Raw genomic sequence first — 24,456 nt, 5'->3', positions numbered from 1 at the left:
ATGGACAATGCCCCCGTCGACTACGCCACGCACGCACCGCGCGCGTTCCAGCAGCTGGCCCAGCTCAGCGCACAGCTCTACAAGGGCCCGCTGGGGCCACGACTGGTGGAACTGGTGTCGCTGCGCGTGTCCCAGCTCAATGGCTGCGTGTTCTGCCTGGACATGCATGCCGAAGCGCTGCGCCGCTCGGGTGTCGCCCAACGCAAGCTCGATACCGTGGCGGCATGGCGCGAGTCGCCGTTGTTCGATGCGCGCGAACGTGCCGCGCTCGCCTGGGCCGAGGCACTCAATGCGCTGGGCTGCCAAGCGGTTCCCGAGGGCGCGCTCGAGGCGCTTCAGGCCGAGTTCGATGCGCGCGAGGTCAGTGAGCTGAGCTTCGCGGTCGCGGCCATCCGGGCCTGGAACATGCTCAACGTCGGCCTGCGCCGGCCCCTGCCCGAGACGCCGTACGTCGCCGCCGCAGCCTGAGCCGCAGGACCGGAGGAACGACGGCCGGCACCCGGCGCCGGCCGTCGTCGCCGAACGCGTACACTCCCGGCATCCCGGTCCAGGAAGGCGCCATGCCCGCCCCCGCATCGCAAGGCGGTTCCAAACCCAGCCTGCGCGAGCGCTTCGACGCGCTGCGCAACCTGCCGCCATTCCTGCGGATGATCTGGGCGACCAGTCCCGCGCTCACCCTGATGACCCTCGGCCTGCGCCTGGTGCGGGCCTTCCTGCCGGTGCTGATGCTGTTCGTCGGCAAGCTGATCATCGACGAGGTGGTCGCCCTGGTCGGCAGCGGCGTGGCCACCGGCACGCTGGCCGACGCCATCGCCAGCCATCGCTTCGATACCCTGGCCACGTTGCTGGCGGCCGAATTCGGACTGGCGATCGCCTCGGACCTGATCGGCCGGCTGGTGAGCTATGGCGATGCCCTGCTCTCGGAGCTGTTCACCAACGCGACCAGCGTGCGCCTCATGGAGCACGCCGCGACGCTCGACCTGGAGGACTTCGAGGATCCCGACCTGCAGGACAAGCTCGACCGCGCCCGGCGCCAGACCATGGGCCGGGTCAACCTGATGAGCCAGATCTTCGGCCAGGTGCAGGACATGATCACCGTGGCCAGTTTCGCCGCCGGCCTGCTGGTGTACGCGCCCTGGCTGATCGCCCTGCTCGCGGTGGCCCTGGTCCCGGCCTTCATCGGGGAGTCGCACTTCAACGCACTCGGCTACTCGCTCAACTTCGCGTGGACGCCCGAGCGTCGCCAGCTCGAGTACGTCCGCCAGATGGGGGCCAGCGTCGAGACCGCCAAGGAGGTGAAGATCTTCAACCTCCACACCTTCCTGATCGAACGCTACCGCGAACTGGCGGGGCGCTTCTTCCGCGCGAACCGCACGCTCGCCCGGCGCCGGGCGTTCTGGGGCACGCTGCTCGCGGCGCTCGGCACGCTGGGGTACTACGTCGCGTACGCCTACATCGCCTGGCGCACCGTCAGCGGCGACTTCAGCATCGGCGACCTGACCTTCCTCGCCGGCAGTTTCCTGCGCCTGCGACAGCTGCTGGAAGGCCTGCTGGTGGGCTTCTCGCAGGTCGCCGGCCAGGCCCTGTACCTGGACGACCTGTTTTCGTTCTTCGCGATCCGGCCGGAGATCGCCACGCCAGCGGCACCGCGCGACGTGCCGCAGCCGATCCGGCAAGGCTTCGTGTTCGAGAACGTCGGCTTCCGCTATCCGGACGCGGACACGTGGGCGCTGCGCGGGCTGGACTTCGAGCTTCGCGCCGGCGAGGTGCTGGCACTGGTCGGCGAGAACGGCGCGGGCAAGACCACCCTGGTCAAGCTGCTGGCGCGCCTCTACGACCCCGACGAGGGCCGCATCCTGCTCGATGGCCACGACCTGCGCGAGTACGACCTGGAACAGTTGCGGGCCAACATCGGGGTGATCTTCCAGGATTTCGTCCGCTACCACCTCACCGCCGGCGAGAACATCGGCGTCGGCCGGATCGAGGCCATGGACGACGCCGGGCGGATCCGCGACGCGGCCGCGCGCGCGATGGCCGATACGATGATCGCCGGCCTGCCACAGGGCTACGACCAGGTCATCGGACGGCGCTTCAAGACCGGCGTGGACCTGTCCGGCGGGCAATGGCAGAAGATCGCGATCGCCCGCGCCTACATGCGCGAAGCACAGGTGATGATCCTCGACGAACCCACCGCCGCGCTGGACGCGCGGGCGGAGTTCGAGGTGTTCCAGCGCTTCAAGGAACTGTCCGACCGCCGCACGGCGGTGCTGATCTCGCACCGCTTCAGCAGCGTGCGCATGGCCGACCGCATCCTGGTGCTGGCCGAAGGCCGGCTCGAGGCCAGCGGCACCCATGACGAGCTGATGGCCGCCGGCGGCCGCTACGCGGAGCTGTTCGAGCTGCAGGCGGCGGGGTACAGGTGACCAGGGATTCGTGATGGGTGATTCATCGGGACCTGCGCCCCCCATTCCCCAATCACCCATCACCAAATCGCGTAAAATAACGGCTTCGCTCCACGCCCCCACCCCGACATGTCCTCAGCTTTCGGCACCGAAACCGTGCTGGACGTCCGTCATTGGACGGACGACTACTTCAGTTTCACCACCACCCGCGACGACGGTTTCCGCTTCGACAACGGCCAGTTCGTGATGATCGGCCTGCCGGTCGAGCAGGCCGATGGCAGCAGCAAGCCGCTGCTGCGCGCGTACTCGATCGCCAGCGCCAACTGGGAAGAGCAGCTGGAGTTCTTCAGCATCAAGGTGCCCGATGGCCCGCTCACCTCGCGCCTGCAGCACATCAAGCCCGGCGACGGCATCCTGATCGGCCGCAAGCCCACCGGCACCCTGCTGATCAGCGACCTGCACCCGGGGCGCAACCTCTACCTCCTGGGCACGGGTACCGGCTTCGCGCCATGGCTGTCGATCATCAAGGACCCGGAGACCTACGAGCGCTTCGAGCGCGTGATCCTCTGCCATGGCGTGCGCAACGCGCAGGACCTCGCCTATCGCGACTACATCGTCAACGAGTTGCCGCACCACGAGTTCCTCGGCGAGACCATCGCCCGTCAACTGCGCTACTACCCCGCGGTCACGCGCGAGCCTTTCGTGTTCGACGGCCACGACCACCGCGGGCGCATGACCGACCTGATGGCCAGCGGGCAGATGATGCAGCAACTGGGCATCGAGGCACTCGACCCCGAGCGCGACCGGGCGATGGTCTGCGGCAGCCCGCAGATGCTGGCCGATTTCCGCACCCTGCTGGACGGCCGTGGCTTCAGCGCCGCGCCCCGCATCGGCACGCCCGGGCAGTACGTGTTCGAGCGCGCGTTCGTCGAGAAGTAGGACCGCGTCCCGCGAGCCCGGCGACGCCGTGGCCCGTTTCGCGGGCCTCTCGACGCCGGCGCCACGATCCCCGATGCTTGGGGCTTCAAGGACGAACCAGGGCAAGTCGATGCAGAAGAACAAGCAGGCCATGTGCGCGATGGGCCTTCTCCTGCTCTGTCTGTTCGCGGTCGCCGCGATCGCCGCGGAGCCGGAGCAGCCGCGAGTCGGCCAGGCACCCCCGGATTCCCTGGGCAGCGACCGCCAGGGCAACGCGCTCACGGTAAGCCAGTACCGCGGCAAGGTCCTGATCGTCACGTTCTGGGCCTCGTGGTGCGGACCGTGCAGGAAGGAACTGCCGATCCTCGATCGCTTGCAGAAGGTCGTGGGTCGCGACCACCTCGAAGTGGTCGCCATCAACCTCAAGGAGCCTCGGCAGGACTTCCTGTCGGTCCTGCGCGCCAACCGCGACCTCGAGGTGACCTGGGTGCACGATGCCCGCGGAAAGGCCGGCGATCGCTACGGCGTGTCCGTCCTGCCGAACATGTTCGTGATCGACCGCGAAGGCCGCGTCGCCCACGTCCACAGGGGGTATTCCGAGGAGATGCTGGCCGGTTTCTCGCAGGAGATCCTGGCCCTGCTGCCACCTGAGGTCCTGGCGCGACCGGCCGGCAACTGACGCCGCCTCAGGCGCCGCCGTACTGGAGCCAGACCCGCGCCGCGGCTTCGTCGCCGAACACGCGGAACGCGTATCCGCGCTCGCGGGCATGGATCTCGGCCACCTCGACCTCGGGGATCTGCTCGGGGTGGGACTCGACGTAGGCCACGCGGACGCCCTCGAAGCCCTGGTGCATGAGTGCCTCCACCAGCTGTGCGAGCTGTCCCGGCGGAGGTACCTCGCCGCTCATCTCGTCGACGACGAGCAGGCTTTCGGGCGCCACCCGGCGCACCTCCCCGGCAATGTCGAGCCAGTAGCGCAGCGATGTCTCGAAGCTGCCGTTGGTCCCGGTGACATGCGCGCGGAGCATGCCGCGGTTCCCGTCGTAGGCGATGGTGTACGGGCAATCCCTGCCTCCCATGGCGGACGCCCTAGGTCGCCAGCGCCGCGCGGACGTCGGCGGCCAGGGAGGCCGGCTTGTCGGTCGGGGCGTAGCGCTTGATGACATGCCCGTCGCGACCGACGAGGAACTTGCTGAAGTTCCACTTGATCGCGTCGATGCCGAGGAAGCCGCCCTTCTCGTCCTTGAGCCACTTCCACAGCGGATGGGCGGCATCCCCATTGACATCGACCTTGGCGTACATCGGGAACGTCACGTCGTAGGTCAGCGAGCAGAAGTCCTTGATCTCGGCTTCGTTGCCCGGCTCCTGGTGCCCGAACTGGTCGCAGGGGAAGCCCAGTACGACGAGGCCCTGCGGCCCGAACTCGCGCCAGAGCTTCTCCAGCCCCTCGTACTGGGGCGTGAAGCCACACTTGGAAGCGACGTTCACGACCAGCAGCACCTTGCCCCGGTAGGCATCGAGCGACTGCTGCTGGCCGTCGATGTCGACGGCACTGAAATCGAAGGCGGTGGTCATGCGGGCGCTTCCTGTGTCCGGGGCGAGACCCCAGCATAGCGCCACGGGCACCCTCGCGGATGCCGCATGCGCGAACGCCGGGACGAGCCCGGCGTTCGCTTGCGACCAGCGGGGCAGCGATGCCGCGTCAGAAGGCGGCCTTGAACTCCACCCCGACCACGCGCGGCTCGTTGATGAAGCCGGTCAGGTTGTTGAAGTCGATGCCGCCGACGGCCTGGACCTCGTCGAGGATGTTGCGGCCGAACAGGGCCACGTCGTACTTGCCGTACGCCCAGTTGTAGCCCAGGCGCAGCCCTCCCTCCACCAGCGACTTGCCGGTGAACTCCCTGGATTCATAGAGGAAGTAGTTCACTTCGCTGCGGTACGACCAGTCCGTGAAGGCGTAGAACTCGCCGGTCTCGCCGACCGGAACGCCCCAGCGCAGGGTCAGGTTGTGCGTCCACTCCGGCGCCTGCGGGAGGGCATTGCCATCGATCAGGGCCCGGCCGGTGCCGTCGAGCGGGTCGGTCACGGTGCAGGCCGCGCATATCGACACGGCGAGGTCGTCGTCCTTGATCTCGGTGTCGTTGTAGCTGCTGCCCACGGTCAGCAGCAGCCCGTCGGTCAGGTAGGCCTGGAAGTCGATCTCGAAACCCTGGCCGGTGCTGCGCTCGGCGTTGAGCAGGATGTTGGCGTTCGACGCGCCGCCCACGGCGGTCAGCTGCTGGTCCTTGACCTCGTAGTAGAACAGGCCGGCGTTGAGGCGCGCGCGGCGCTCCCACAGGTCGGCCTTGACGCCCACCTCGATCGAGGTGGAGGTCTCCGGATCGGCCACCGATTTGGCGTTGAACGCACCGGCGGACTGGATGCTGCTGCCACGGTAGCCGGTGGCGACGCGGCCGTAGAGCTTGACCTCATCGCTCAGCGCGTAGGTGCCCGACAGGTCCCAGCTCAGCTTCTTGTCCTCGGGCGAGGCCGAGAGGTCGCCGTCGGGCTCGAGCGCGGCCAGCTGGTCCAGGGTGCACTTGCCCTCGAGCACGCAGGGCACGAAGCCGGTGTTCCAGTATTCCTCGACCGTCAGCTCCTTCTCGTCCCAGGTGTAGCGCAGGCCGCCACGCAGCTGGAACGATGGGCTCACGTCCCAGGTCGCGGCGGCGAACACGGCCCAGGAATCGTTGGTCTGCCGCACGCGCTGGTAACCGTCCTGCGCACCGCCGTTGAGCGAGTCGTAGCTGAAGCTCTCGACGTCGTAGTCCTCGGCGAAATAGAACAGGCCGGCCTGCCAGTTGAAGGCGGTGCCGGAGTCCGATTCCAGGCGGATTTCCTGGGTCCACTGCGAGTGGTCGGGGATACCGTCGGCGGTTTCGGAGGCGAAGGGGATCACGCCGGGTCCGGAATCGGGCAGGAACGAGGCACCGTAGCCGCCGTCGACGTCGCCGCGGCTGTAGGTCTCCACGGACTCGTAGCCGGTGATCGAGTGCAGCGTGTAGCCGCCCAGGTCCCAGCTCAGGCGGGCGCTCGCGCCTTCGCTGTCGAGCTCGGAATGGTTGTAGCCGTCCAGCGAGACCTTGTCCTCGTCGAAGCCGTCGACCAGGTCGTTGCTGCCCGGCTTGAAGATGTTGGCGCGGAACAGGCGGGCGGTGCCGTTGAGGTGGCGACCATGGACGTTGAGCAGGGCCTGGAAATCCTCGCCTTCGTACAGCGCCTGGACGCGCGCGGCGGACTCGTCGTAGCCCTCGAAGCCGTCGTTGGGGCCGTCGAAGGTATTCTCCACCCAGTCGTCGCGGCGCTGGAACATCGCCGAGGCGCGCATGGACCAGCGCTCGCTGACGCCGCCACCAACCGCGCCCTCGAAGTTGACCATGTTGTCGCTGCCGACCCCGAGCTTGGCGTAACCGTCCATGTCCTGGGACGGGCGCACGGAGTCGAACTTGACCACGCCGGCCGGGCTGTTGCGGCCGAACAGCGAGCCCTGCGGGCCGCGCAGCACTTCGACCTGCTCGAGGTCGAACATCGGGAAGCCCTTCAGGATCGGGTTTTCCTGCACCACGTCGTCATAGACCAGCGACACCGGCTGCGAGGTGTTGAGGCGGAAATCGGTGTTGCCGTAGCCGCGGATGTAGAACCGCGGGAAGGCACGCCCGAACGAGGATTCGACGTTCAGGCTCGGCACGCGGCCCGACAGCACGCGGACGTCGCCGCCGCCGGAGTTCAGCACGTCGAGCTTCTGCGGGTCGACGGTGGTGATGGAGATCGGCACGTCCTGCGCGTTCTCGATCTTGCGCTGGGCCGTCACCATCAGGGTGTCGAGGGTCTTGGCATCGGTCGTGCTGGCGGGATCGACCGGATCGGCCTCCTGCGCCGCGGCGGCGGCCGGCAGGGCAAGGACGAGCGCGGCGGCGACGGCGGCGGCCAGGGCATGGCGGGAAAGTCCGGGACGGACCGGGGTGCGATGGGCAGTCATGAGGGGTCTCGGCAAGGGTTTGTCGGGAGGACTGTCTGGGCGGGCGCCCCGGGCGCGACGGTGCGGGCCGGGGCGGTTCGGCATGTCGGTCCGCCGGGTCCGGCACGGGCATGCCCGTCGGGACGCGGGGTGGACCGGGTTCTCGGGGACCGTCCCTTGACGGCCCGGGCGCGCATCGGCACGCCGCGGCAGGTCGCGTGGCAGGCAGATGTTACAACATCGTTAAAGGGTGCGTACGAAGGCGTATGCAGGCCGTCCCGGGCGGCCGGCCGCGGCCCCGTGCCACGACCGGTCGCGGGCCCGCTCAGCGGGCCGTGGGCTGGAAACGAAGCGGTTGGGTGAACGGCTCGATCCCGATGGCCTCGTGGATCTCCGCCGGGTAATAGACCCGGTCGCCCTGCAGCACGAAGGCCAGCTTGCGGATGTCGCGGATATCGCGGGTCGGGTCACCGTCGACCAGGACCAGGTCGGCCTGCTTGCCGGGCGTGATCGAGCCACGCTGGTCGAGCACGCGCGCATAGCGGGCGCCGTTCCAGGTCGCCGTCTGCAAGGCTTCGGACGGCGTCATGCCGGCCTGCACGTAGAGCTCCAGCTCGCGCTGCAGGGTGAAGCCGACCATCTCGTCGGTACCGGCGACCACGGGCACGCCGGCGGCATGGGCGCGACCGACGAAGTCGACAAGGCCGGCGAAGCTGCGGTCGTAGCGCGCGCCGGTCGCATCGTCGGGGATGTTCATCTCGCCCGAGCGGCGGCTGCGCTGGATATCCGGCGGCAGGTGGTCGGCGACGTCGGCGACGATCGGCGACATCTCGCCGTCGCGCTGGTGGAGGAATTCGAAGGTGGCCAGGGTCGGATCGATCACCACCTCGTGCTCGACCAGGCTGGCGATGAAGTCCTGCACGGGCGCGCTGTCCAGGTCCAGGCCGGCGGTCTTTTCCGCGACCAGGTAGAAGCGTTCCAGTGTGCGGGTGTCCGTGGTGTCGGTGACGAAGAAGTTCAGCAGCAGCTGGTTGATGTGCTGGATCTCGTCGAAACCGGCGTCGATCACGTCCTGCGCGCGCAGGAAGGCCGGCACGTGCCCGCTCACCCGCAGGCCCTTGCCGTGGGCATAGTCGACGGTGTCGGCGAGGATGGCCTTCGGGAAGGAGTTGTAGATCTTGATCTGGGGATAGCCGTTGGCGGCGTACCAGTCCACGGCCTTGCGCGCCCCGGCCAGGTCGCTGACCACGAAGCCGTTGCGCGCGGAAAAATCGCTTTCGCCCTCGAGGAAGCCGGCCGCGACGATGCGCGGCATGATCAGCTTGCCCGCCTCCGCGTCGCGCTTGACCTGCTGCAGGGTGGCGTTGTCGTTGCCCATGTCCCTCACGCTGGTCACGCCCGAGGCAAGGTTGAGGCCGCCGTCCCAGCGGCCCACGTGGGCGTGGCTGTCGAACAGGCCCGGCAGCAGCACGCGACCGCCGGCGTCGACGACCTGGTCGGCCGGCGCGCGCTCGCTGCCCGTCGCGCTGACCGAAACGATGCGTCCCGCGCGCACCAGCACGTCGCTGGCCTCGCCCAGGCGCGCGTGCTCGCTGTCGAACACGCGTGCGTTGCGGATCAGCAGGGTGCCGCCGGCAGGGTGCGCGAGGCGTCGGTGCAGTTCCGCGAGCACGGTGCCCTCGGCCTTCTTCTGCCGGGCCTCGAGGTCGTCGGCACTGGACTGCCAGCCATCCTCGATGAGCTGGACCCAACCGGGCGCGATGAAGGCGAACAGTCGCGGCGACTCGCCGGTGGTCGCCCAGGCGAAGGTCGGGGTCAGGCCCACGCCGGTGAGTGCCAGCAGCTGGACCTTGCGCCGTTTCGTGCCTTCGCCGACCTCGACCGTCTCGACCGGCCGCATCGTCAGCGTCCCGCTCGGGATCAGCGGCAGGCGCCCGTCCAGCCGCCTGGACAGGGCCCGGATCGCCACCGACAGCGTCGCCGGGGTGCCCGCGAGCGGGGAATACTGGCCAGCGCCCTCGACCGCTTGCCGGCCTTCGTCGGAGGTCGACTTCCAGCGGGCGATGCCGTCGGCCAGGGTGAAGCTTTCGTCCACCGGCGCGCCGAAGGTCGAGGTCCCCTTGACCCGGTAGGTGCTGAAGGTGCCGTCCGCGGCCAGGGTGAAACGTTCCTTGAGTTCGGGGCCGCGGCCGTTGTCCTTGAACACGAAGTCGACGTCGACGGTGCCGTCGTCGGCGCGGGTCACGACCTGTTGGCCGGCCTGGCGGCCACCATCGACGAGGGCGACGTAACGCAACGTCTCGGCCGCGAAGGCATGGATCGGCGTCGCGAGCGCGGCGAGGCAAAGCGCCACGGCAAGCGAGGATAGGCCCCTGGGCGGGGAAACGGCATGGCTCGGCATCGCGGATCTCCTTGTGGCGACGTGCGCCGCGATGGCCCGGGCCTCGCGGCGATCTGATGTCCCCGTGTCGGGCCGCGGGGCCGGGCGAAATGTACGCGCCAACATGCAACATGCCCGGGGCGCGGGCAAGGGCCCTACGAGAGGGTGACGGGGGGCATGGGGCGACAGGGGCCCGGCGCGGGGCGTCCGCCAACCGCTACCGCGATGCCTCCGGTGGCGTTGGCGGGCGGCGTCACGATCGCGCGCTAGGGTTCCGGGCGCGCGCAGGCGGCCAGCGGCAGGTTGAGCGACTGCCACCCGCGACCGTCCTCGATCGACTCGGCGAACAGGACGAGGCCCAGCGTCGCCGGGTCCGCACCTTCCGGATACCTGATCGTGGCCTCGCCGACCACGGGCGCCATGCCCACGTCCCAAGGCCCTTCGAGCGTGCGCACCACGCGATCGTGGCGCAGGGTCCGGCCCTGGTTCTCACCGGCCCTGACCTCGGTGCGCAGGCCATCCTGGTACAGCGCCAGCCACAACATCCCGCGCCCGGCAACCGTCCCGCCCACCGGCGCGGCCTTGATGCCGACCCGGACCCGGTCGTCCGCCGGCACGACCCGCATCACCAGCGAGACCGGTGAGGACTTGCCCTTCGCGGTCCGCAGGGCGCGACGCGCATCCCCCTCGTCGCGCCAGTCCACCCGGGTATCGGCGCCGATCATGACCTGGGGTGTGAACACCGTCGTTCCTTTGTCGAGCGTCACCCGCGCACGCTGGCGCCGCGTATGCGCGGCCGCGCCGAAGCGGTCGACCCAGCCGATGTCGTCCCAGTAGTCCACGTGGAAGGCCAGCAACGAGGTCGCGGCGGCGTCCTCGCGCGCGGCCAGCCGCGTCAACCAGGCGTCGGCAGGCGGGCAGCTGTTGCAGCCCTCGGACGTGTAGAGCTCCACGAGCGGGACGACCTGCGATCCGCTGGCGACCTCGCAGGCGGGCGCCGCCCGTACCGGCGCAGTGACCGCCTGGAGCAGGCAGGCGATGGCGGCCGCGGTGGCCGCGCGGGGTATGAAGTGCCTCATCGAGCCGCCAACTCCTGCGAAAACACAGCCATATGCTCCTATCGCGTGCCGGGTGCCACCCGCGGACCGCCCTGCCGGCGCGGATCGTCCCATTAAGCACGCCAGCGCCCCGTTCATGAAGGGCCGCTTTCGTGCGGGTACCGGGCGCCAATCGCCCACCCGACCCGTTCGCACCGGGGCGCCCCAGGGTTACGGCCGGCCCGTGCATGGCTTTCGTCATGGGATCGTCTCGTGTTCATCCGTTAGGCTGGGGACTGACTCACGACGAGGTTCCACCCGATGAAGCACCCCCTTGCGCTGGCCCTGGCGATGGCCGTATCCGTCGTCGCCATTCCCGCCCATGCCCAATCCGCCGATACCGGTGCCGCGATGACGCCCCAGAGCTCCAACCCGTTCATGTCCGAAAGCCCCTTGCCGCTGCACTACCCGCAGTTCGACAAGATCAAGGACAGCGACTTCGCCCCGGCCTTCGACTACGGCATGTCGCAGCACCTGAAGGAGATCGAGGCGATCGCCAACAACCCCGAGCCGCCGACCTTCGACAACACCATCATCGCGATGGAGAAGAGCGGCCAGGTCCTGGACCGCGCGACGACGGTGTTCTTTAACCTCGTCGGCACCGACACCAACGACACGCGCAACAAGCTGCGCAGCGACTACGCGACCCGCTTCGCCGCCCATGGCGACGCGATCAACCTCAACGGCAAGCTGTTCGAGCGCATCGACGCGCTCTACGCCAAGCGCAGCGACCTGGGCCTGGACGCCCAGGCCGTCCGCCTGATCGAGCGCTACCACACCGGTTTCGTGCGCGCGGGCGCCAAGCTCGATGACGCCGACAAGGCCAAGCTCAAGGCGATGAACGCCGAGCTGGCCGAGCTGGGCACGAAGTTCAGCGACAACGTGCTCAAGGACGTCAACGCCTCCGCGGTCGTCGTCGACGACGTCGCCGAACTCGATGGCCTGACCGAGGCCCAGATCGCCACCGCGGCGCGCATCGCCAAGGAACGCGGCAAGGAGGGCAAGTACGTCATCACCCTGCTCAACACCACCGGCCAGCCGCCCGAGTCGCAGCTGACCAACCGCGCCCTGCGCCAGCGCATCCACGAGGCCTCCGTCGCCCGCGGCAGCCACGGCGGCGAATTCGACAACCGCGGGATCATTTCCCGGGTGATGAAGCTGCGCGCCGAGCGCGCCAAGCTGCTGGGCTACCCGAACCACGCGGCCTACGGCCTGGAGGACCAGACCGCCAAGACCCCGGAGGCGGTCAACGCGATGCTCGGCCAGCTCGCCCCCGCCGCGGTCGCCAATGCCCGCCGCGAAGGCGCCGACCTGCAGGCGATGATCGACCGCGAACAGGCCGCCAAGGGCGAGCCGAGCTTCAAGCTCGAGCCCTGGGACTGGGCGTTCTACACCGAGAAGGTGCGCGCGGAGAAGTACAACTTCGACGAGTCGCAGCTCAAGCCCTACTTCGAGATGAAGAACGTCCTGGAGAACGGCGTGTTCTTCGCCGCCCACAAGCTCTACGGCCTGGACTTCAAGGAACGCACCGACCTGCCGAAGTACCATCCCGACACCTGGACCTACGACGTCTTCAACGAGGACGGCAGCCAGCTGGCGATCTTCATCTTCGACCCCTACGCGCGCGATTCCAAGCGCGGTGGCGCGTGGATGAACTCCTACGTGTCGCAGTCCGAGCTGAGCGGCGACAAGCCGGTGGTGGCCAACCACCTCAACATCCCGAAGCCGCCGGAAGGCGACCCGACGCTGATGACCTGGGACGAGGTCACCACCACGTTCCATGAGTTCGGCCACGCCCTGCACGGCATGTTCTCGGACGTGAAGTACCCGTATTTCAGCGGCACCAGCGTGCCGCGCGACTTCGTCGAGTACCCCTCGCAGGTCAACGAGATGTGGGCCGACTGGCCGGAGATCCTGGCCAACTACGCCAAGCACTACCAGACCGGGGAGGCCATGCCGCAGGCGCTGCTCGACAAGGTCCTGGCATCGTCGAAGTTCAACCAGGGCTTCGCCACCACCGAGTACCTGGGCGCGGCCATGCTGGACCAGCGCTGGCACCAGGTCACCGCCGACCAGGTCCCGGACGCGTCGGGCGTATTGAAGTTCGAGGCCGACGCGCTCGCCGCCGACGGCATCGACTACAAGCCGGTGCCGCCGCGCTACCGCACGCCGTACTTCAGCCACATCATGGGCGGCTACTCGGCGGGCTACTACGCCTATATCTGGTCCGAGGTCCTGGACGCCAACAGCGTGCAGTGGTTCAAGGAGAACGGTGGCCTGACCCGCGCGAACGGCGACCACTTCCGCGACACCCTGCTCTCGCAGGGCGGCAGCCAGGACGCCATGAAGATCTTCCGCGACTTCGCCGGCCACGACCCGCAGATCGAACCCCTGCTGATCAAGCGCGGACTGAAGCCGGAAGCCGACGACGGCGCACCCGCCGCGGGTCCGACGGAGCCGGCCGGGACGAAGTAAGCCCCCGGCTCGCTCCAAGCCCATTGTGATGAGGCCGCCCCGCGCAACCGGGGCGGCCTTTTCCGTCCTGCCGGACGCGCGTTCACCTCGCTGTCCGCGACGCGATGCAAGGATGGCCCCCACGGCGATCGCTCGCCCACCGCGGGTCCACGATGCCTACTCCCTGGAACATCTACGGCCGATGGTTGCGCCTGCGGCGGCGCCTGTGGCGCTGGCGGCGCGACACCATTCCCGGTCCGTTGGGAACCGAGCCCCCGCTCCGGTCCCAGTTGTTCAATGCCGAGCAAATGGAGCTTCACGGGAGGGCACTTTCCCGCCTGCACCAGCTGAATCCCCGGGCCGGCCCCGAACGCCTGCTGGAGCGGCTGGAGGAGAACGAAGGCCTGCTCGACGACGCCTACACCCTGCTGGCGCGGATGGTGCACGACGGGATGCGCGTCACCCCCGCCGGTGAATGGCTGCTCGACAACTACTACCTGATCGAGGAACAGATCCACACCGCCCGGCGCCACCTCCCCAAGGGCTACAGCCGGGAGCTCCCCTCGCTGAGCCAGGGCCCGTCGGCGGGCCTTCCCCGGGTGTACGACCTGTCGCTGGAAGCCATCGCCCACGGCGATGGGCGCATCGATGCCCAGACCCTGGATCGCTTCGTCATGGCGTACCAGTCAACCGCGCCGTTGAAGCTGGGCGAACTTTGGGCCATTCCGATCATGTTGCGCCTGGCCCTGATCGACAACCTGCGACGCGTGGCCGTGCGGGTCATGCGCGATGGCGCCGACCATCGCCTGGCAAGCGGCTGGACACGCCGCTTGAACGAGACCGCCGCCGAGAATCCCAAGGCACTGGTGATGGTAGTCGCCGACCTGGCGCGCTCCACGCCACCGTTGACCGGTGCATTCGTGTCGGAGCTGACCCGGGGGCTGCAGGGTCGCGGCGCGGTCCTGTCGATGTGCACCACCTGGCTCGAACAATGGGTGGCCGACGGCGGACACAGCGTCGAGGCGCTGGTGCATCTGGAGAGCCAGCAACAGGCCGCCGACCAGGTCTCGGTCAGCAACAGCATTGGCAGCCTGCGCTTCCTGTCCCGCATGGACTGGCGGCGCTTCGTCGAAAACACCAGCTTGATCGACGCGCGGCTGCGCGAAGACCCCGCCGGGACCTACCCACGGATGGACTTCCACACGCGCGACAGCTACCGGCGCATGGTGGAGAAGATGGCGCGTCTCAGTGGCGCCGACGAGGTGGAGGTCGCGGACCTGGTGTTGGGACTGGCACGTTCGGCCACCGCCGCGTCGGCGCCCGGCGTGCTCGAGTCGCACGTCGGCTATTACCTGGTCGATGACGGCATGTCGCGGACCCGGGCCGCCTTGTCGGCGTCGAGGCCCGGCAAGGGCATGAAGGGGCTGCGCGCACGGCATCTTCCCCTGCCGGCCTACCTTGCCCCCATCGCCCTGGTGACCGGGCTGTTCACCTGGGGATTGCTGTCCGCGGGCGCGGGGATACCGCAGCAGGGGATCCCGGCATGGCTGCTGGCGGCCCTCGCGGTGGTGGTCTTCAGCGAGCTGGGCATCGCCCTGGTGAACTGGACCGCCACCCTCCTCGTCCCGCCGCGCCCCCTTCCGCGGTTGGACTTCTCGTCCGGCATCCCCGCCGATTGCCGGAGCCTGGTGGTCGTGCCCAGCATGTTGGCCAGCATCGAAGGGGTCGACCGCCTGGTCGAAGGGCTCGAGGTCCGCTTCCTGGCCAACCGCGACCCGCACCTCCACTTCGCGTTGCTGACCGACTTCCTGGATGCCGCGCAGGAAAACCTGCCCGGTGACGACACCCTGGTGGCGCGGGCCGTGCAACAGGTCCGATTGCTCAACACCCGCTACTCCCCCGAAAGCGGCGACGTGTTCTTCCTGTTCCACCGGCCGCGCGCATGGAATCCGCGCGAAGGCTGCTGGATGGGACATGAGCGCAAGCGGGGCAAGCTGGCCGCGTTGAACAGGCTGTTGCGCAACGGCGCCACCGACGCGGGTTTTTCCGCCGTCGCCGGCGAAGTCGCCGTGCTGGCGCAGGTCCGCTACGTGATCACCCTGGATACCGACACGCGGCTCCCCCGCGACGCGGCGCGAGAACTCGTCGCCACGCTCGCGCACCCGCTGAACCACGCGCGCTTCGACCCCTCCTTGCGACGGGTCGTAAGGGGGTACGGCATCCTGCAGCCCGGCGTGGGCACCAGCCAGAGCGGACGACCGAGCACGCGCTATGCACGCATGTTCGGCAGCGAGCCCGGCATCGATCCCTACACCCGCACCGTCTCCGACGTGTACCAGGACCTGTTCGGCGAGGGGTCTTTCGTCGGCAAGGGCATCTACGACGTGGATGCGTTCGAGGCGGCGCTAGCGGACCGTTTCCCGGACAACAGCATCCTCAGCCACGACCTCCTCGAAGGCTGCTATTCACGCGCCGGGCTGGTCAGTGACGTGCGTCTTTTCGAGGACTACCCCACGCGTTACGCGGCCGATGCCAAGCGACGTTATCGATGGATCCGCGGTGACTGGCAGCTGTTGCCCTGGTTGTTGCCCTGGGTGCCGGGCGCAGGGAAAGGCCATGAGCGCAACCCGCTCTCGTGGCTGTCGCGAGGCAAGCTGCTGGACAATCTCCGACGCAGCCTGGTGCCGGTGGCCGCCACCACCCTGTTGCTGCTGGGCTGGATCTTCTCGACCCATCTGCTCGCCTGGATGGCGTGGCTGTCATGCCTCTGGTTGCTCCCGGTCCTCCTGCCGGCGTTGCGCCATGCCGCCGCCCTCCCCGTGGACGTGCCGCTGGAAGCCCACCTGGTGCGCGTCGGCGACGCCGCCCTTGGCGAGCTCCGGCGCGCCGGCGTCAACGTCGCGTGCCTGCCGTACGAAACCGCCCTGAGCCTGGACGCGATCGCACGAACGCTCTGGCGCCTGCTCGCGAGCCGCCGGCACCTGCTGCAATGGAATCCCTCCAGCGAAGTCGAGCGCAGCCTCGGCGATGGCATGGACGCGGAACTGCGTGGCATGTGGTTCGCGCCCGTGTTCGCCGTTGGCGTGGCCCTGCTGCTGTCCATCGTCCAGCCCGCGTCCTTGTGGGTCGCCGCGCCCCTGCTGGTCCTCTGGCTGCTGTCGCCCCTGCTCATGGCGTGGCTGGCCCACCCGCCCCCGCAGCAAGCGGCCCAGCTCTCGCCGATGCAGCTCGAGTTCCTGGGCAAGCTCGCGCGTCGCACCTGGGGCTTTTTCGAAACCCATGTTCGCGCCGAGGACCACTGGCTGCCGCCGGACAACATCCAGGAGCACCCCGCCCTGGTCGTGGCGCGCCGCACGTCCCCGACCAACATCGGCCTGTCGTTGCTGGCCAACCTGGCGGCCCATGACTTCGGCTACCTGCAGGCCAATGAAGTGGCGCGCAACACGCAACGGGTATTCGCCACCCTCGAAGAGCTGCCGCGCCACCGTGGCCATTTCTACAACTGGTACGACACCGAAACCCTGCAACCGCTTCCGCCGCGCTACGTCTCCACCGTCGACAGCGGCAACCTGGCCGGGCACCTGCTGACCCTGCGCCAGGGGCTGCTGGCGCTGATCGACGCGCCCGTGCTGGCGCCGTGCACCTTCACCGGCCTGGCCGATACGCTCGGCGTACTGGAAGAAGACCGTGCCGTCGATGCACGGGACGATGCGGGTCTCTCCGCTGCACTGGCCGAATTCCGGACCGCCCTGGAGCCGGCATTGGCTCGGGCACCTTCCAGCGTGTCCGAAGCCGACCGTAGGCTGGCCCGACTCGCGGCGCTCGCCGATCGGATCGTCGCCGCCCTGCCCGGCACGGACGCACCGCGCGCGGCGCGATGGGCGCATGCATTGGCTGCCGGTTGCCGGTCGGCCCGGGCCGCGCTGGAGCTTTGCCCGCCGGACGCCGCGGAAGCCAGCCATCCCTCGGGCGGGATGCCGGACGAACGCATCCCGACCCTGCGCGAGCTGCAGGCGGGCGCCGGCAACGGCCTGGCCCGCTCGCGCGCCAGCGAACGCGTCCATCAGCTCGAACGGCTCGCTCACGCGGCGGGGCAGCTCTCGTTGATGGAATACGAGTTCCTCTACGACCGTTCCCGCCACCTGCTGTCGATCGGCTACAACGTCGACGAACACCACCTCGACGAAGGTGCCTACGACCTGTTGGCATCGGAGGCGCGCCTGTGCAGCTTCGTCGCCATTGCCCTGGGGTTGCTGCCCAAGGACAGCTGGTTCGCGCTCGGTCGGCTGCTCACCGAAGTCAATGGAAACGCCACCCTGTTGTCCTGGAGCGGTTCCATGTTCGAGTACCTGATGCCGCAGCTGGTGATGCCCAGCTACCCGGACACCCTGCTCGACCAGACCTCGCGCCATGCCGTCGATGCGCAGATCGCCCACGGCAACGACCGCGCGGTACCGTGGGGGGTTTCCGAATCGGGCTACAACGCCGTCGATGCGCGGATGAACTACCAGTACCGGGCGTTCGGCGTCCCCGGCCTCGGACTCAAGCGGGGCCTCGGGCAGGACCTGGTGATCGCGCCCTATGCGAGCATGATGGCGCTGATGGTCGCACCGGAAGCCGCCTGCCAGAACCTGCAGCGGCTCACGGCACTGGGCTTCGGCGGCGAATTCGGCCTGTACGAGGCGATCGACTATACCCGGGCGCGCGTGCCGCCCGGACAGGATCACGTGGTGGTGCGCTCGTTCATGGCCCACCACCAGGGCATGGGCCTGCTGGCACTGGACCATTTGCTGCGCCGGCAGCCGATGCAGCGCCGCTTCGTCGCCGACACCCAGTTCCAGGCCACCCTGCTGCTGCTGCAGGAGAGGATCCCGCACACCGGCGTCTTCCATCCACACGAGGCGGAAACCACGGAAACGCGGGCAAGCAGCGAAGATGCCGGTTCACGCCTGCGCGTGTTCCGCAATCCTTCCACGTCCCGGCCGGCCCTCCAGTTGCTGTCCAACGGACGCTACCATGGGCTGCTCACCAGCGCCGGCGGCGGCTACAGTCGCCACCGGGAGATGGCCGTCACGCGCTGGCGCGAAGATGGCACGCGGGACCACTGGGGCAGCTTCTGCTATCTGCGCGACGTATACAGCGGCCAGTACTGGTCCGCCGCGCACCAGCCAACCTGCGTGCCCGTCGACCACTACGAAGCGATCTTCTCCGATGCCAAGGCCGAGTTCCGCGGACGCATGCGGGGTTACGAGAGCCATCTCGAGATCGCCATCTCGGCCGAGGACGACATCGAACTGCGCCGCCTGCGCCTGAGCAACCGCAGCCGACGGACGCGTACGATCGAGGTCACCACCTACGCCGAGGTCGTGCTCGCGCCGGCGATCTCCGACGAACTGCACCCGGCCTTCAGCAACCTGTTCGTGCAATCGGAGATCCTGCGCGCCAAGCAGGCGCTGCTGTGCACGCGCCGGCCGCGCGCCCACGACGAGGTGCCGCCGTGGATGTTCCACCTGGTAGCGGTCCACGACGCGGACATCAGCGCGATCTCATACGAGACCGACCGCGCGCGCTTCCTCGGCCGCGGCAATACGGCCCGTGCGCCGCTGGCACTCTCGTCCCTCGACGTCCTGTCCGACAGCGAGGGCTCGGTGCTGGATCCGATCGTGGCGATCCGCTGCCGGATCGAACTGGCACCCGGCCAGACCGCGATCATCGACATGGTCCAGGGCGTGGGCGTCGATCGCGAGGCCTGCACGGGGCTGGTGGACAAGTACCGCGACCGCCGCCTGGCCGACCGCGTGTTCGATCTCGCCTGGACCCACAGCCAGGTGGTCAGGCGCCAGATCAATGCCTCCCAGGCCGATGCCCAGCTCTACGAACGCCTTGCAGGGCTCATGGTCTACGCCCATCCGATGCTGCGCGCGGACCCCGAGGTCCTGCTCCAGAACCAGCGCGGCCAGTCCGGCTTGTGGGGGCACTCGATCTCCGGCGACCTGCCCATCGTCCTTCTGAAGATCGCCGACGCCGACAACCTCGAACTGGTGCGCCAGATGGTCCAGGCGCACGCCTACTGGCGGCTCAAGGGCCTCCGCGCGGACCTGGTGATATGGAACGAGAGCCAGGCTGGATACCGGCAGCAGTTGCAGGAACAGATCCACGGCATGATCTCCGCCGATACCGACGCCAGCATGCTCGACCGCCCCGGTGGCATCTTCGTGCGCCCGGCGCAGCACATTTCCCAGGAAGACCGCATCCTGCTGCAGTCGGTCGCCAGGGTCATCATCAGCGACCAGAACGGGACGCTCGCGACCCAGGTCGGCCGCCACGTGCCGCACGGGCGGACGGTCCCTGCGCTGGTGCCGGCTGGCAACGTCGAGCCCCCGGAGTCAGGCACGCCGGACCCGGTCCCGTCGGGCCTGCCCCCGCCGCGGAGCCAGGAGGAGACCTTCGACGCCTGGCCCTTCGGCGCCGTGTCGGACGACCGCCTGTTCGACAACGGCGTCGGCGGCTTCTCCGCCGATGGCCGCGAGTACGTGATCGTCTCCCGCGAGGGTGCGCCGACGCCGGCCCCCTGGTGCAACGTGCTGGCCAACGCCGAATTCGGCACCGTGGTGAGCGAAAGTGCACCCGGCTACACCTGGTTCGAGAACGCGCACGAGTTCCGCCTGACCCCCTGGCACAACGACCCCGTCGGCGACAGCGGCGGCGAAGCCTTCTACCTGCGCGACGAGGACAGCGGTCGCGTCTGGTCGCCCATGCCCCTTCCCTGCCGAGGCCAGGGCGATTACCGCACCCGCCACGGCTTCGGCTACAGCGTCTTCGAGCACGTCGAGGACGGCATTGCCAGTGAACTCTGGGTGTACGTCGCCCTCGACGAGGCGGTGAAGGTCAGCGTGCTGCGCGTGCGGAACCTGTCGGGCCGCGCGCGCCGGCTGACCGCCACCGGATACGTGGAGTGGGTACTGGGCGACCTGAGGGTGAAGTCGCAGATGCACGTGGTCAGCGAACTGCACGCCGACATCGGCCTGCTGACCGCGCGCAATCCCTACAACACCGAGTTCCAGGGCCGCGTCGCCTTCTTCGACACCGATGCCAACGGTTGCAGCTACACCGCCGACCGCACCGGATTCCTGGGCCGCAATGGCGATCCACGCGATCCCGCGGCACTGCGCCAGGAGAATCTCGCGGGGCGCCTCGGCGTCGGGCTCGATCCCTGCGCCGCCATCCAGGTACCGCTCCAGCTGGCCGACGGCGCGGAACACGAGACCGTGTTCCGACTGGGCATCGGCAAGGACCAGGGCGATGCCGTGCGCACCGCGTTGCGGGTCCGCGGGTCCGACTGGGCCCACGATGCACTCGATGCCGTCCGCATCCATTGGCGGCACCTGCTTTCCTCCATCCAGGTGGAGACCCCGGACCCCGGCGTCGACGTCCTGGTCAATGGCTGGCTGCCCTACCAGACCCTCGGTTGCCGTTACCTGGCCCGCAGCGGCTTCTACCAGTCAGGCGGCGCGTTCGGCTTCCGCGACCAGTTGCAGGACACGATGGCCCTCGTCCACGCCAGGCCCGCACTCGCACGCGAGCACCTGCTTTTGTGCGCCGCGCACCAGTTCCCGCAGGGGGACGTCATGCACTGGTGGCATCCCCCGCAGGGCCGCGGGGTGCGCACGCGATGCTCGGACGACTACCTGTGGCTGCCCCTGGCTGCGTGCCGCTATCTCGAGGTCACCGGCGACACCAGCGTGCTCGACGAGAACGTGCGTTACATCGATGGGCGCCCGGTCAGCCCCGAGGAAGAGTCCTACTACGACATGCCCGTGTCTTCCTACCTCCAGCAGCCGCTCTACGCGCACTGCGTGCTGGCCCTGGAACGCGGGTGTCGCCTCCTGGGCGAACGCGGCCTGCCGTTGATCGGCACCGGCGACTGGAACGACGGCATGAACCGGGTCGGCGAAGCGGGCCGTGGCGAAAGCGTCTGGCTCGGCTTCTTCCTGTTCGACGCGCTGCGGCGCTTCGCCGATGTCGCCCGTGCACGCGGCGACGAGGCGTTCGCCGAGACGTGTCGCGACCAGGCCGAGCGCCTGCGTTCGAACCTCGAGCTGCATGCCTGGGACGGGAAATGGTATCGCCGCGCCTGGTTCGACGACGGCACTCCGCTCGGCTCCAGCCAGAGCGACGAATGCCGGATCGACTCCATCTCCCAGAGCTGGTCGGTGCTGTCGGGTGCCGCTGATCCCGCCCGTGCGGAGCAGGCCATGGCGTCGCTCGACCGTCACCTGGTGAAGCACGCGTCGGGGTTGATCCAGTTGCTCGATCCCCCGTTCGACAAGACGACCAAGGACCCCGGCTACATCCGCGGCTACGTGCCCGGGGTGCGCGAGAACGGTGGGCAGTACACGCACGCGGCGGTCTGGGCGGCAATGGCCTTCGCCGAGCAGGGAGATGCCGCGCGCGCGTGGCAGCTGGCACGGATGATCAACCCCATCGAGCACGCGCGCGACGCGGAGGCCGTGGCCCGTTACAAGGCCGAACCCTACGTCCTCGCGGCCGATGTCTACGGGGTCGCGCCCCACGAGGGCCGCGGCGGCTGGACCTGGTACACGGGTTCGGCCGGCTGGATGTACAGGCTCCTCACCGAATCGCTGCTGGGCCTGCGGCGCGTGGGGGACCGGCTCTCACTCAAGCCCTGCCTGCCCACGGACTGGCCGGGCTACCGGCTCCGATACCGCCATGGGGGCACCACCTACTCGATAGACGTGCTGCAAGCCGATGTCACGCATCCCACCCTGCGACTGGATGGCATCGAGCAGGCGGACTTCCAGCTGACGCTCGTCGACGACGGCATCGAGCACACAGTGGACGTCGTATGGCCACGCAGTTCCCGTCCGGCTGACTGACGCGGCTGGTAGCATCGGATCATGTCCGCGGTCCCACCCAGGTCAGCCAAACCGCCCGATCCCGTTGATGAACTGGATGTGGGCGCCGTGCTTGCAGACTGGCTGGACGCGCATCGACGGGTACTCGTCCTCACCGGCGCGGGGTGCAGCACCGGTTCGGGGATCCCCGACTATCGTGACGCCAGCGGGGCCTGGAAGCGGTCGCCACCGATCACCTGGCAGGCCTTCACCGGCGACCCGCTCGCCCGTGCCCGCTACTGGGCGCGCAGCCACGTGGGCTGGCCGGTCGTGGCCGCCGCCCGGCCCAATCCCGCGCACCTGGCCCTGGCGGAGCTGGAGGCACGCGGCCAGGTCGAATGCCTGGTCACCCAGAACGTGGACGGCCTGCACCAGCGCGCCGGCAGCCGGCGCGTGGTGGACCTGCATGGCCGCATCGACATGACGGTGTGCCTGGACTGCGGCCACCGCGTCCCGCGCGCGGCCGTGCAAGCGATGCTCGATCGCCTCAACCCCGCCTGGACGGGACTGGACGCGGGCGCCGCTCCCGACGGCGACGCCGACCTGGAGGGCCTGGACTTCGGCGCGTTCCGGCCGCCCTGCTGCCCCGCCTGCAACGGCCTGCTCAAGCCCGACGTCGTGTTCTTCGGCGAGAACGTGCCCCGCCCCCGCGTCGCCGAGGCCCAGGCCGCCCTCGCCCGCGCCGATGCAATGCTCGTGGTCGGCTCCTCGCTGATGGTCTATTCGGGGTTCCGCTTCGCCCGGGCGGCGCGCGAAGCGGGACTGCCCCTGGCGATCCTCACCGCCGGGGTCACCCGCGCCGATGCGCTGGCGACGCTGAAGCTGGCGGCCGATGCCGTGCAGGTCCTGCCCGCGGCGCTTGGCCTGCCCCCCGGCCCGGCATCCGCGTCGACCGGTCAGGACGATCGCGCGGACGCCGGGCCCTTGCAGGTCAACGCCCCTCGATCAGCGGCCGGTTGATCTCGCGGAAGATGTCGCGGGCGGCGACGCCCACGTCCGGCTGGTCGATGAAGAAGCCGTTGACGCCCAGCCCATACAACTGGACGGCTTCGGCCAGCGCCGTGGCGACGTTGCCGTTCGGCGCCTGAGCGAGGTAGCCCTCTTCGGCGCGCAGGGTATAGGGATGCACCAGCAGGCCCTGCGCCAGTGCATCGCCGAGCATCGGATGCACGCGCGCGGTGCTGCGCGAGACCACCTCCGCCTCGCCGTCGCCGTCGCCATCGACCGGTGGCGCCAGCGGTGCGCGCGGCAGCAGGTTGCCCTTCCACGGCCCCACCCCGCTGGCGTAGTTCGCCTTCATCCAGCCCAGCACCGCCGGCGTGGCGAACGCGCCATACGGCGTGCCGGCCTGCAGGCCGCCCTCGACCTTGCTGCCGAGCTCGCCGTACACGGTCGCCAGGTCGCGTCCTTGCGCCACGTTGTAGGCCAGGTCGTAGGGCACGGCCGTGTCCAGGTCGTCGTAGAGCTGGACCAGCGGCAGGTCGACGCCTGCCGCCGGCATGATCGCCTCGTGCAGCTCGATCAGGTTCTCGAACTCGAAGCTCTGGATGAAGACCCGCCGGGGATCGGTGAAACCCTCCTCCACCAGGGTCTCGACCAGAGCCTGCCCGAGCGAGATGCCGATCGGCGAGCCGTCCAGCCTGCGACCCTCGCGCGCGAAGTAGGTGGGGTGCTTGGTTTCCGGATACACCCCGATGCGGCGATGCCCGCGGCTCTCGCGCGCGGCCAGTCGCAGGATCTCGGCGAAGGTGGGAATCGTGTACAGGCCGTCGAAGCGGGCATTGTCCGGGCGTATGCCGGGGATACGCTCGCGCGCACGCAACCGGCGGATCTCGGCGAGGGTGAAGTCTTCCGTGAACCAGCCGGTGACCAGCTGGCCGTCGACGCGCTTGGTCGTGCGGCGATCGGCGAACTCCGGATGGCGGGCAACGTCGGTGGTCCCGGATATCTCGTTCTCGTGGCGGGCGATGAGCACGCCGTCGCGCGTGGCGACCAGGTCGGGCTCGATGAAGTCAGCGCCCTGTCGTATCGCCAGGCGATAGGCCTCCAGGGTGTGCTCGGGCCGGTAGCCGCTGGCGCCGCGATGGGCGATGACGATGAGGCCGTCGCGCGGTGCGCGCGGGCGATGGTGCGACGGCGCGGCGTGGGCCTTGGCGCCATCCGCCGCGGAGGGACCGGCGGCGAGTGCCGGCAAACCATGCGTGACGCTGCAGCCTGCCAGCAAGAGGCAGGCAAGCCGCCTGCGGGCAGTCGCGCGACGGCACGGGGCTACGGGGGTGTCCGGGTTCATGCG

Annotated in this window: 13 protein-coding genes; 7 read left to right on the top strand and 6 right to left on the bottom strand. The window is 69.1% G+C overall.

All coding sequences use genetic code 11. The annotated features are described in order from the left end of the window. The 4 genes from FKV25_RS09590 to FKV25_RS09575 all read left to right on the top strand — a co-directional run bounded on the left by FKV25_RS09590 (position 1) and on the right by FKV25_RS09575 (position 3,999). Complete coding sequence (locus FKV25_RS09590; RefSeq protein WP_141518580.1) at positions 1-468, top strand: carboxymuconolactone decarboxylase family protein; 468 nt, start codon at positions 1-3, stop codon at positions 466-468. Positions 469-560: 92 nt separating this feature from the next. Further along, positions 561-2,423, top strand: coding sequence for an ABC transporter ATP-binding protein (locus FKV25_RS09585; protein ID WP_141518579.1), 1,863 nt, complete (start codon positions 561-563; stop codon positions 2,421-2,423). Positions 2,424-2,531: 108 nt separating this feature from the next. Further along, the gene (locus tag FKV25_RS09580) at positions 2,532-3,341 is read left to right on the top strand and encodes a ferredoxin--NADP reductase (RefSeq protein ID WP_141518578.1); all 810 of its coding nucleotides are present in this window, start codon (positions 2,532-2,534) and stop codon (positions 3,339-3,341) included. Between the two features lie 109 nt (positions 3,342-3,450). Then, the gene (locus FKV25_RS09575) at positions 3,451-3,999 is read left to right on the top strand and encodes a TlpA disulfide reductase family protein (RefSeq protein ID WP_141518577.1); all 549 of its coding nucleotides are present in this window, start codon (positions 3,451-3,453) and stop codon (positions 3,997-3,999) included. Between the two features lie 7 nt (positions 4,000-4,006). Here FKV25_RS09575 and FKV25_RS09570 read toward each other — a convergent pair whose 3' ends face one another. The 5 genes from FKV25_RS09570 to FKV25_RS09550 all read right to left on the bottom strand — a co-directional run bounded on the left by FKV25_RS09570 (position 4,007) and on the right by FKV25_RS09550 (position 10,776). Then, positions 4,007-4,348, bottom strand: coding sequence for a hypothetical protein (locus FKV25_RS09570; RefSeq protein WP_141518576.1), 342 nt, complete (start codon positions 4,346-4,348; stop codon positions 4,007-4,009). Between the two features lie 61 nt (positions 4,349-4,409). Further along, positions 4,410-4,895, bottom strand: a complete 486-nt coding sequence (locus FKV25_RS09565) for a glutathione peroxidase (protein WP_141518575.1) — start codon at positions 4,893-4,895, stop codon at positions 4,410-4,412. 127 nt (positions 4,896-5,022) lie between these two features. Further along, the gene (locus FKV25_RS09560; protein WP_141518574.1) at positions 5,023-7,338 is read right to left on the bottom strand and encodes a TonB-dependent receptor; all 2,316 of its coding nucleotides are present in this window, start codon (positions 7,336-7,338) and stop codon (positions 5,023-5,025) included. Positions 7,339-7,642: 304 nt separating this feature from the next. Further along, a complete protein-coding gene (locus tag FKV25_RS09555) occupies positions 7,643-9,718 on the bottom strand; it encodes an amidohydrolase family protein (protein ID WP_141518573.1) in 2,076 nt (691 codons plus the stop codon). 245 nt (positions 9,719-9,963) lie between these two features. Next, positions 9,964-10,776, bottom strand: coding sequence for a DUF1223 domain-containing protein (locus FKV25_RS09550; RefSeq protein WP_170218604.1), 813 nt, complete (start codon positions 10,774-10,776; stop codon positions 9,964-9,966). A 369-nt stretch (positions 10,777-11,145) separates the two neighbouring features. Here FKV25_RS09550 and FKV25_RS09545 point away from each other — a divergent pair, with 369 nt between their 5' ends. From FKV25_RS09545 to FKV25_RS09535, 3 genes are all read left to right on the top strand, one after another. After that, positions 11,146-13,269 (top strand): M3 family metallopeptidase, encoded by a 2,124-nt coding sequence (locus tag FKV25_RS09545; RefSeq protein WP_425462623.1) that lies wholly within the window; start codon positions 11,146-11,148, stop codon positions 13,267-13,269. 152 nt (positions 13,270-13,421) lie between these two features. Beyond that, positions 13,422-22,145 carry a glycoside hydrolase family 94 protein gene (locus FKV25_RS09540; RefSeq protein WP_141518570.1) on the top strand — a complete coding sequence of 2,908 codons (8,724 nt, stop codon included), beginning with the start codon at positions 13,422-13,424 and terminating at the stop codon, positions 22,143-22,145. A gap of 21 nt (positions 22,146-22,166) precedes the next feature. After that, a complete protein-coding gene (locus FKV25_RS09535) occupies positions 22,167-23,123 on the top strand; it encodes an NAD-dependent protein deacetylase (protein WP_141518569.1) in 957 nt (318 codons plus the stop codon). Here the strand turns inward: FKV25_RS09535 and FKV25_RS09530 are convergent. Next, entirely contained in the window at positions 23,095-24,453 is a 1,359-nt protein-coding gene (locus FKV25_RS09530) for a glycerophosphodiester phosphodiesterase family protein (protein WP_141518568.1), read from the bottom strand. The two genes, FKV25_RS09535 and FKV25_RS09530, sit on opposite strands and share 29 nt — an antisense overlap. Positions 24,454-24,456: the final 3 nt, after the last annotated feature.

The sequence above is a fragment of the Marilutibacter aestuarii genome (assembly GCF_006546775.1).
GTDB lineage: Bacteria > Pseudomonadota > Gammaproteobacteria > Xanthomonadales > Xanthomonadaceae > Marilutibacter > Marilutibacter aestuarii.
Note: the sequence above shows the minus strand (reverse complement) of the source record. Positions and strands in the feature narration are given on the sequence as shown.

Coding starts and splice junctions, on each gene's coding strand:
- FKV25_RS09590 (WP_141518580.1), top strand. CDS start 1: ATGGACAATGCCCCCGTCGACTACGCCACGCACGCACCGCGCGCGTTC.
- FKV25_RS09545 (WP_425462623.1), top strand. CDS start 11,146: ATGACGCCCCAGAGCTCCAACCCGTTCATGTCCGAAAGCCCCTTGCCG.
- FKV25_RS09555 (WP_141518573.1), bottom strand. CDS start 9,718: ATGCCGAGCCATGCCGTTTCCCCGCCCAGGGGCCTATCCTCGCTTGCC.
- FKV25_RS09570 (WP_141518576.1), bottom strand. CDS start 4,348: ATGCTCCGCGCGCATGTCACCGGGACCAACGGCAGCTTCGAGACATCG.
- FKV25_RS09575 (WP_141518577.1), top strand. CDS start 3,451: ATGCAGAAGAACAAGCAGGCCATGTGCGCGATGGGCCTTCTCCTGCTC.
- FKV25_RS09580 (WP_141518578.1), top strand. CDS start 2,532: ATGTCCTCAGCTTTCGGCACCGAAACCGTGCTGGACGTCCGTCATTGG.
- FKV25_RS09550 (WP_170218604.1), bottom strand. CDS start 10,776: ATGAGGCACTTCATACCCCGCGCGGCCACCGCGGCCGCCATCGCCTGC.
- FKV25_RS09565 (WP_141518575.1), bottom strand. CDS start 4,895: ATGACCACCGCCTTCGATTTCAGTGCCGTCGACATCGACGGCCAGCAG.
- FKV25_RS09535 (WP_141518569.1), top strand. CDS start 22,167: ATGTCCGCGGTCCCACCCAGGTCAGCCAAACCGCCCGATCCCGTTGAT.
- FKV25_RS09540 (WP_141518570.1), top strand. CDS start 13,422: ATGCCTACTCCCTGGAACATCTACGGCCGATGGTTGCGCCTGCGGCGG.
- FKV25_RS09530 (WP_141518568.1), bottom strand. CDS start 24,453: ATGAACCCGGACACCCCCGTAGCCCCGTGCCGTCGCGCGACTGCCCGC.
- FKV25_RS09560 (WP_141518574.1), bottom strand. CDS start 7,338: ATGACTGCCCATCGCACCCCGGTCCGTCCCGGACTTTCCCGCCATGCC.
- FKV25_RS09585 (WP_141518579.1), top strand. CDS start 561: ATGCCCGCCCCCGCATCGCAAGGCGGTTCCAAACCCAGCCTGCGCGAG.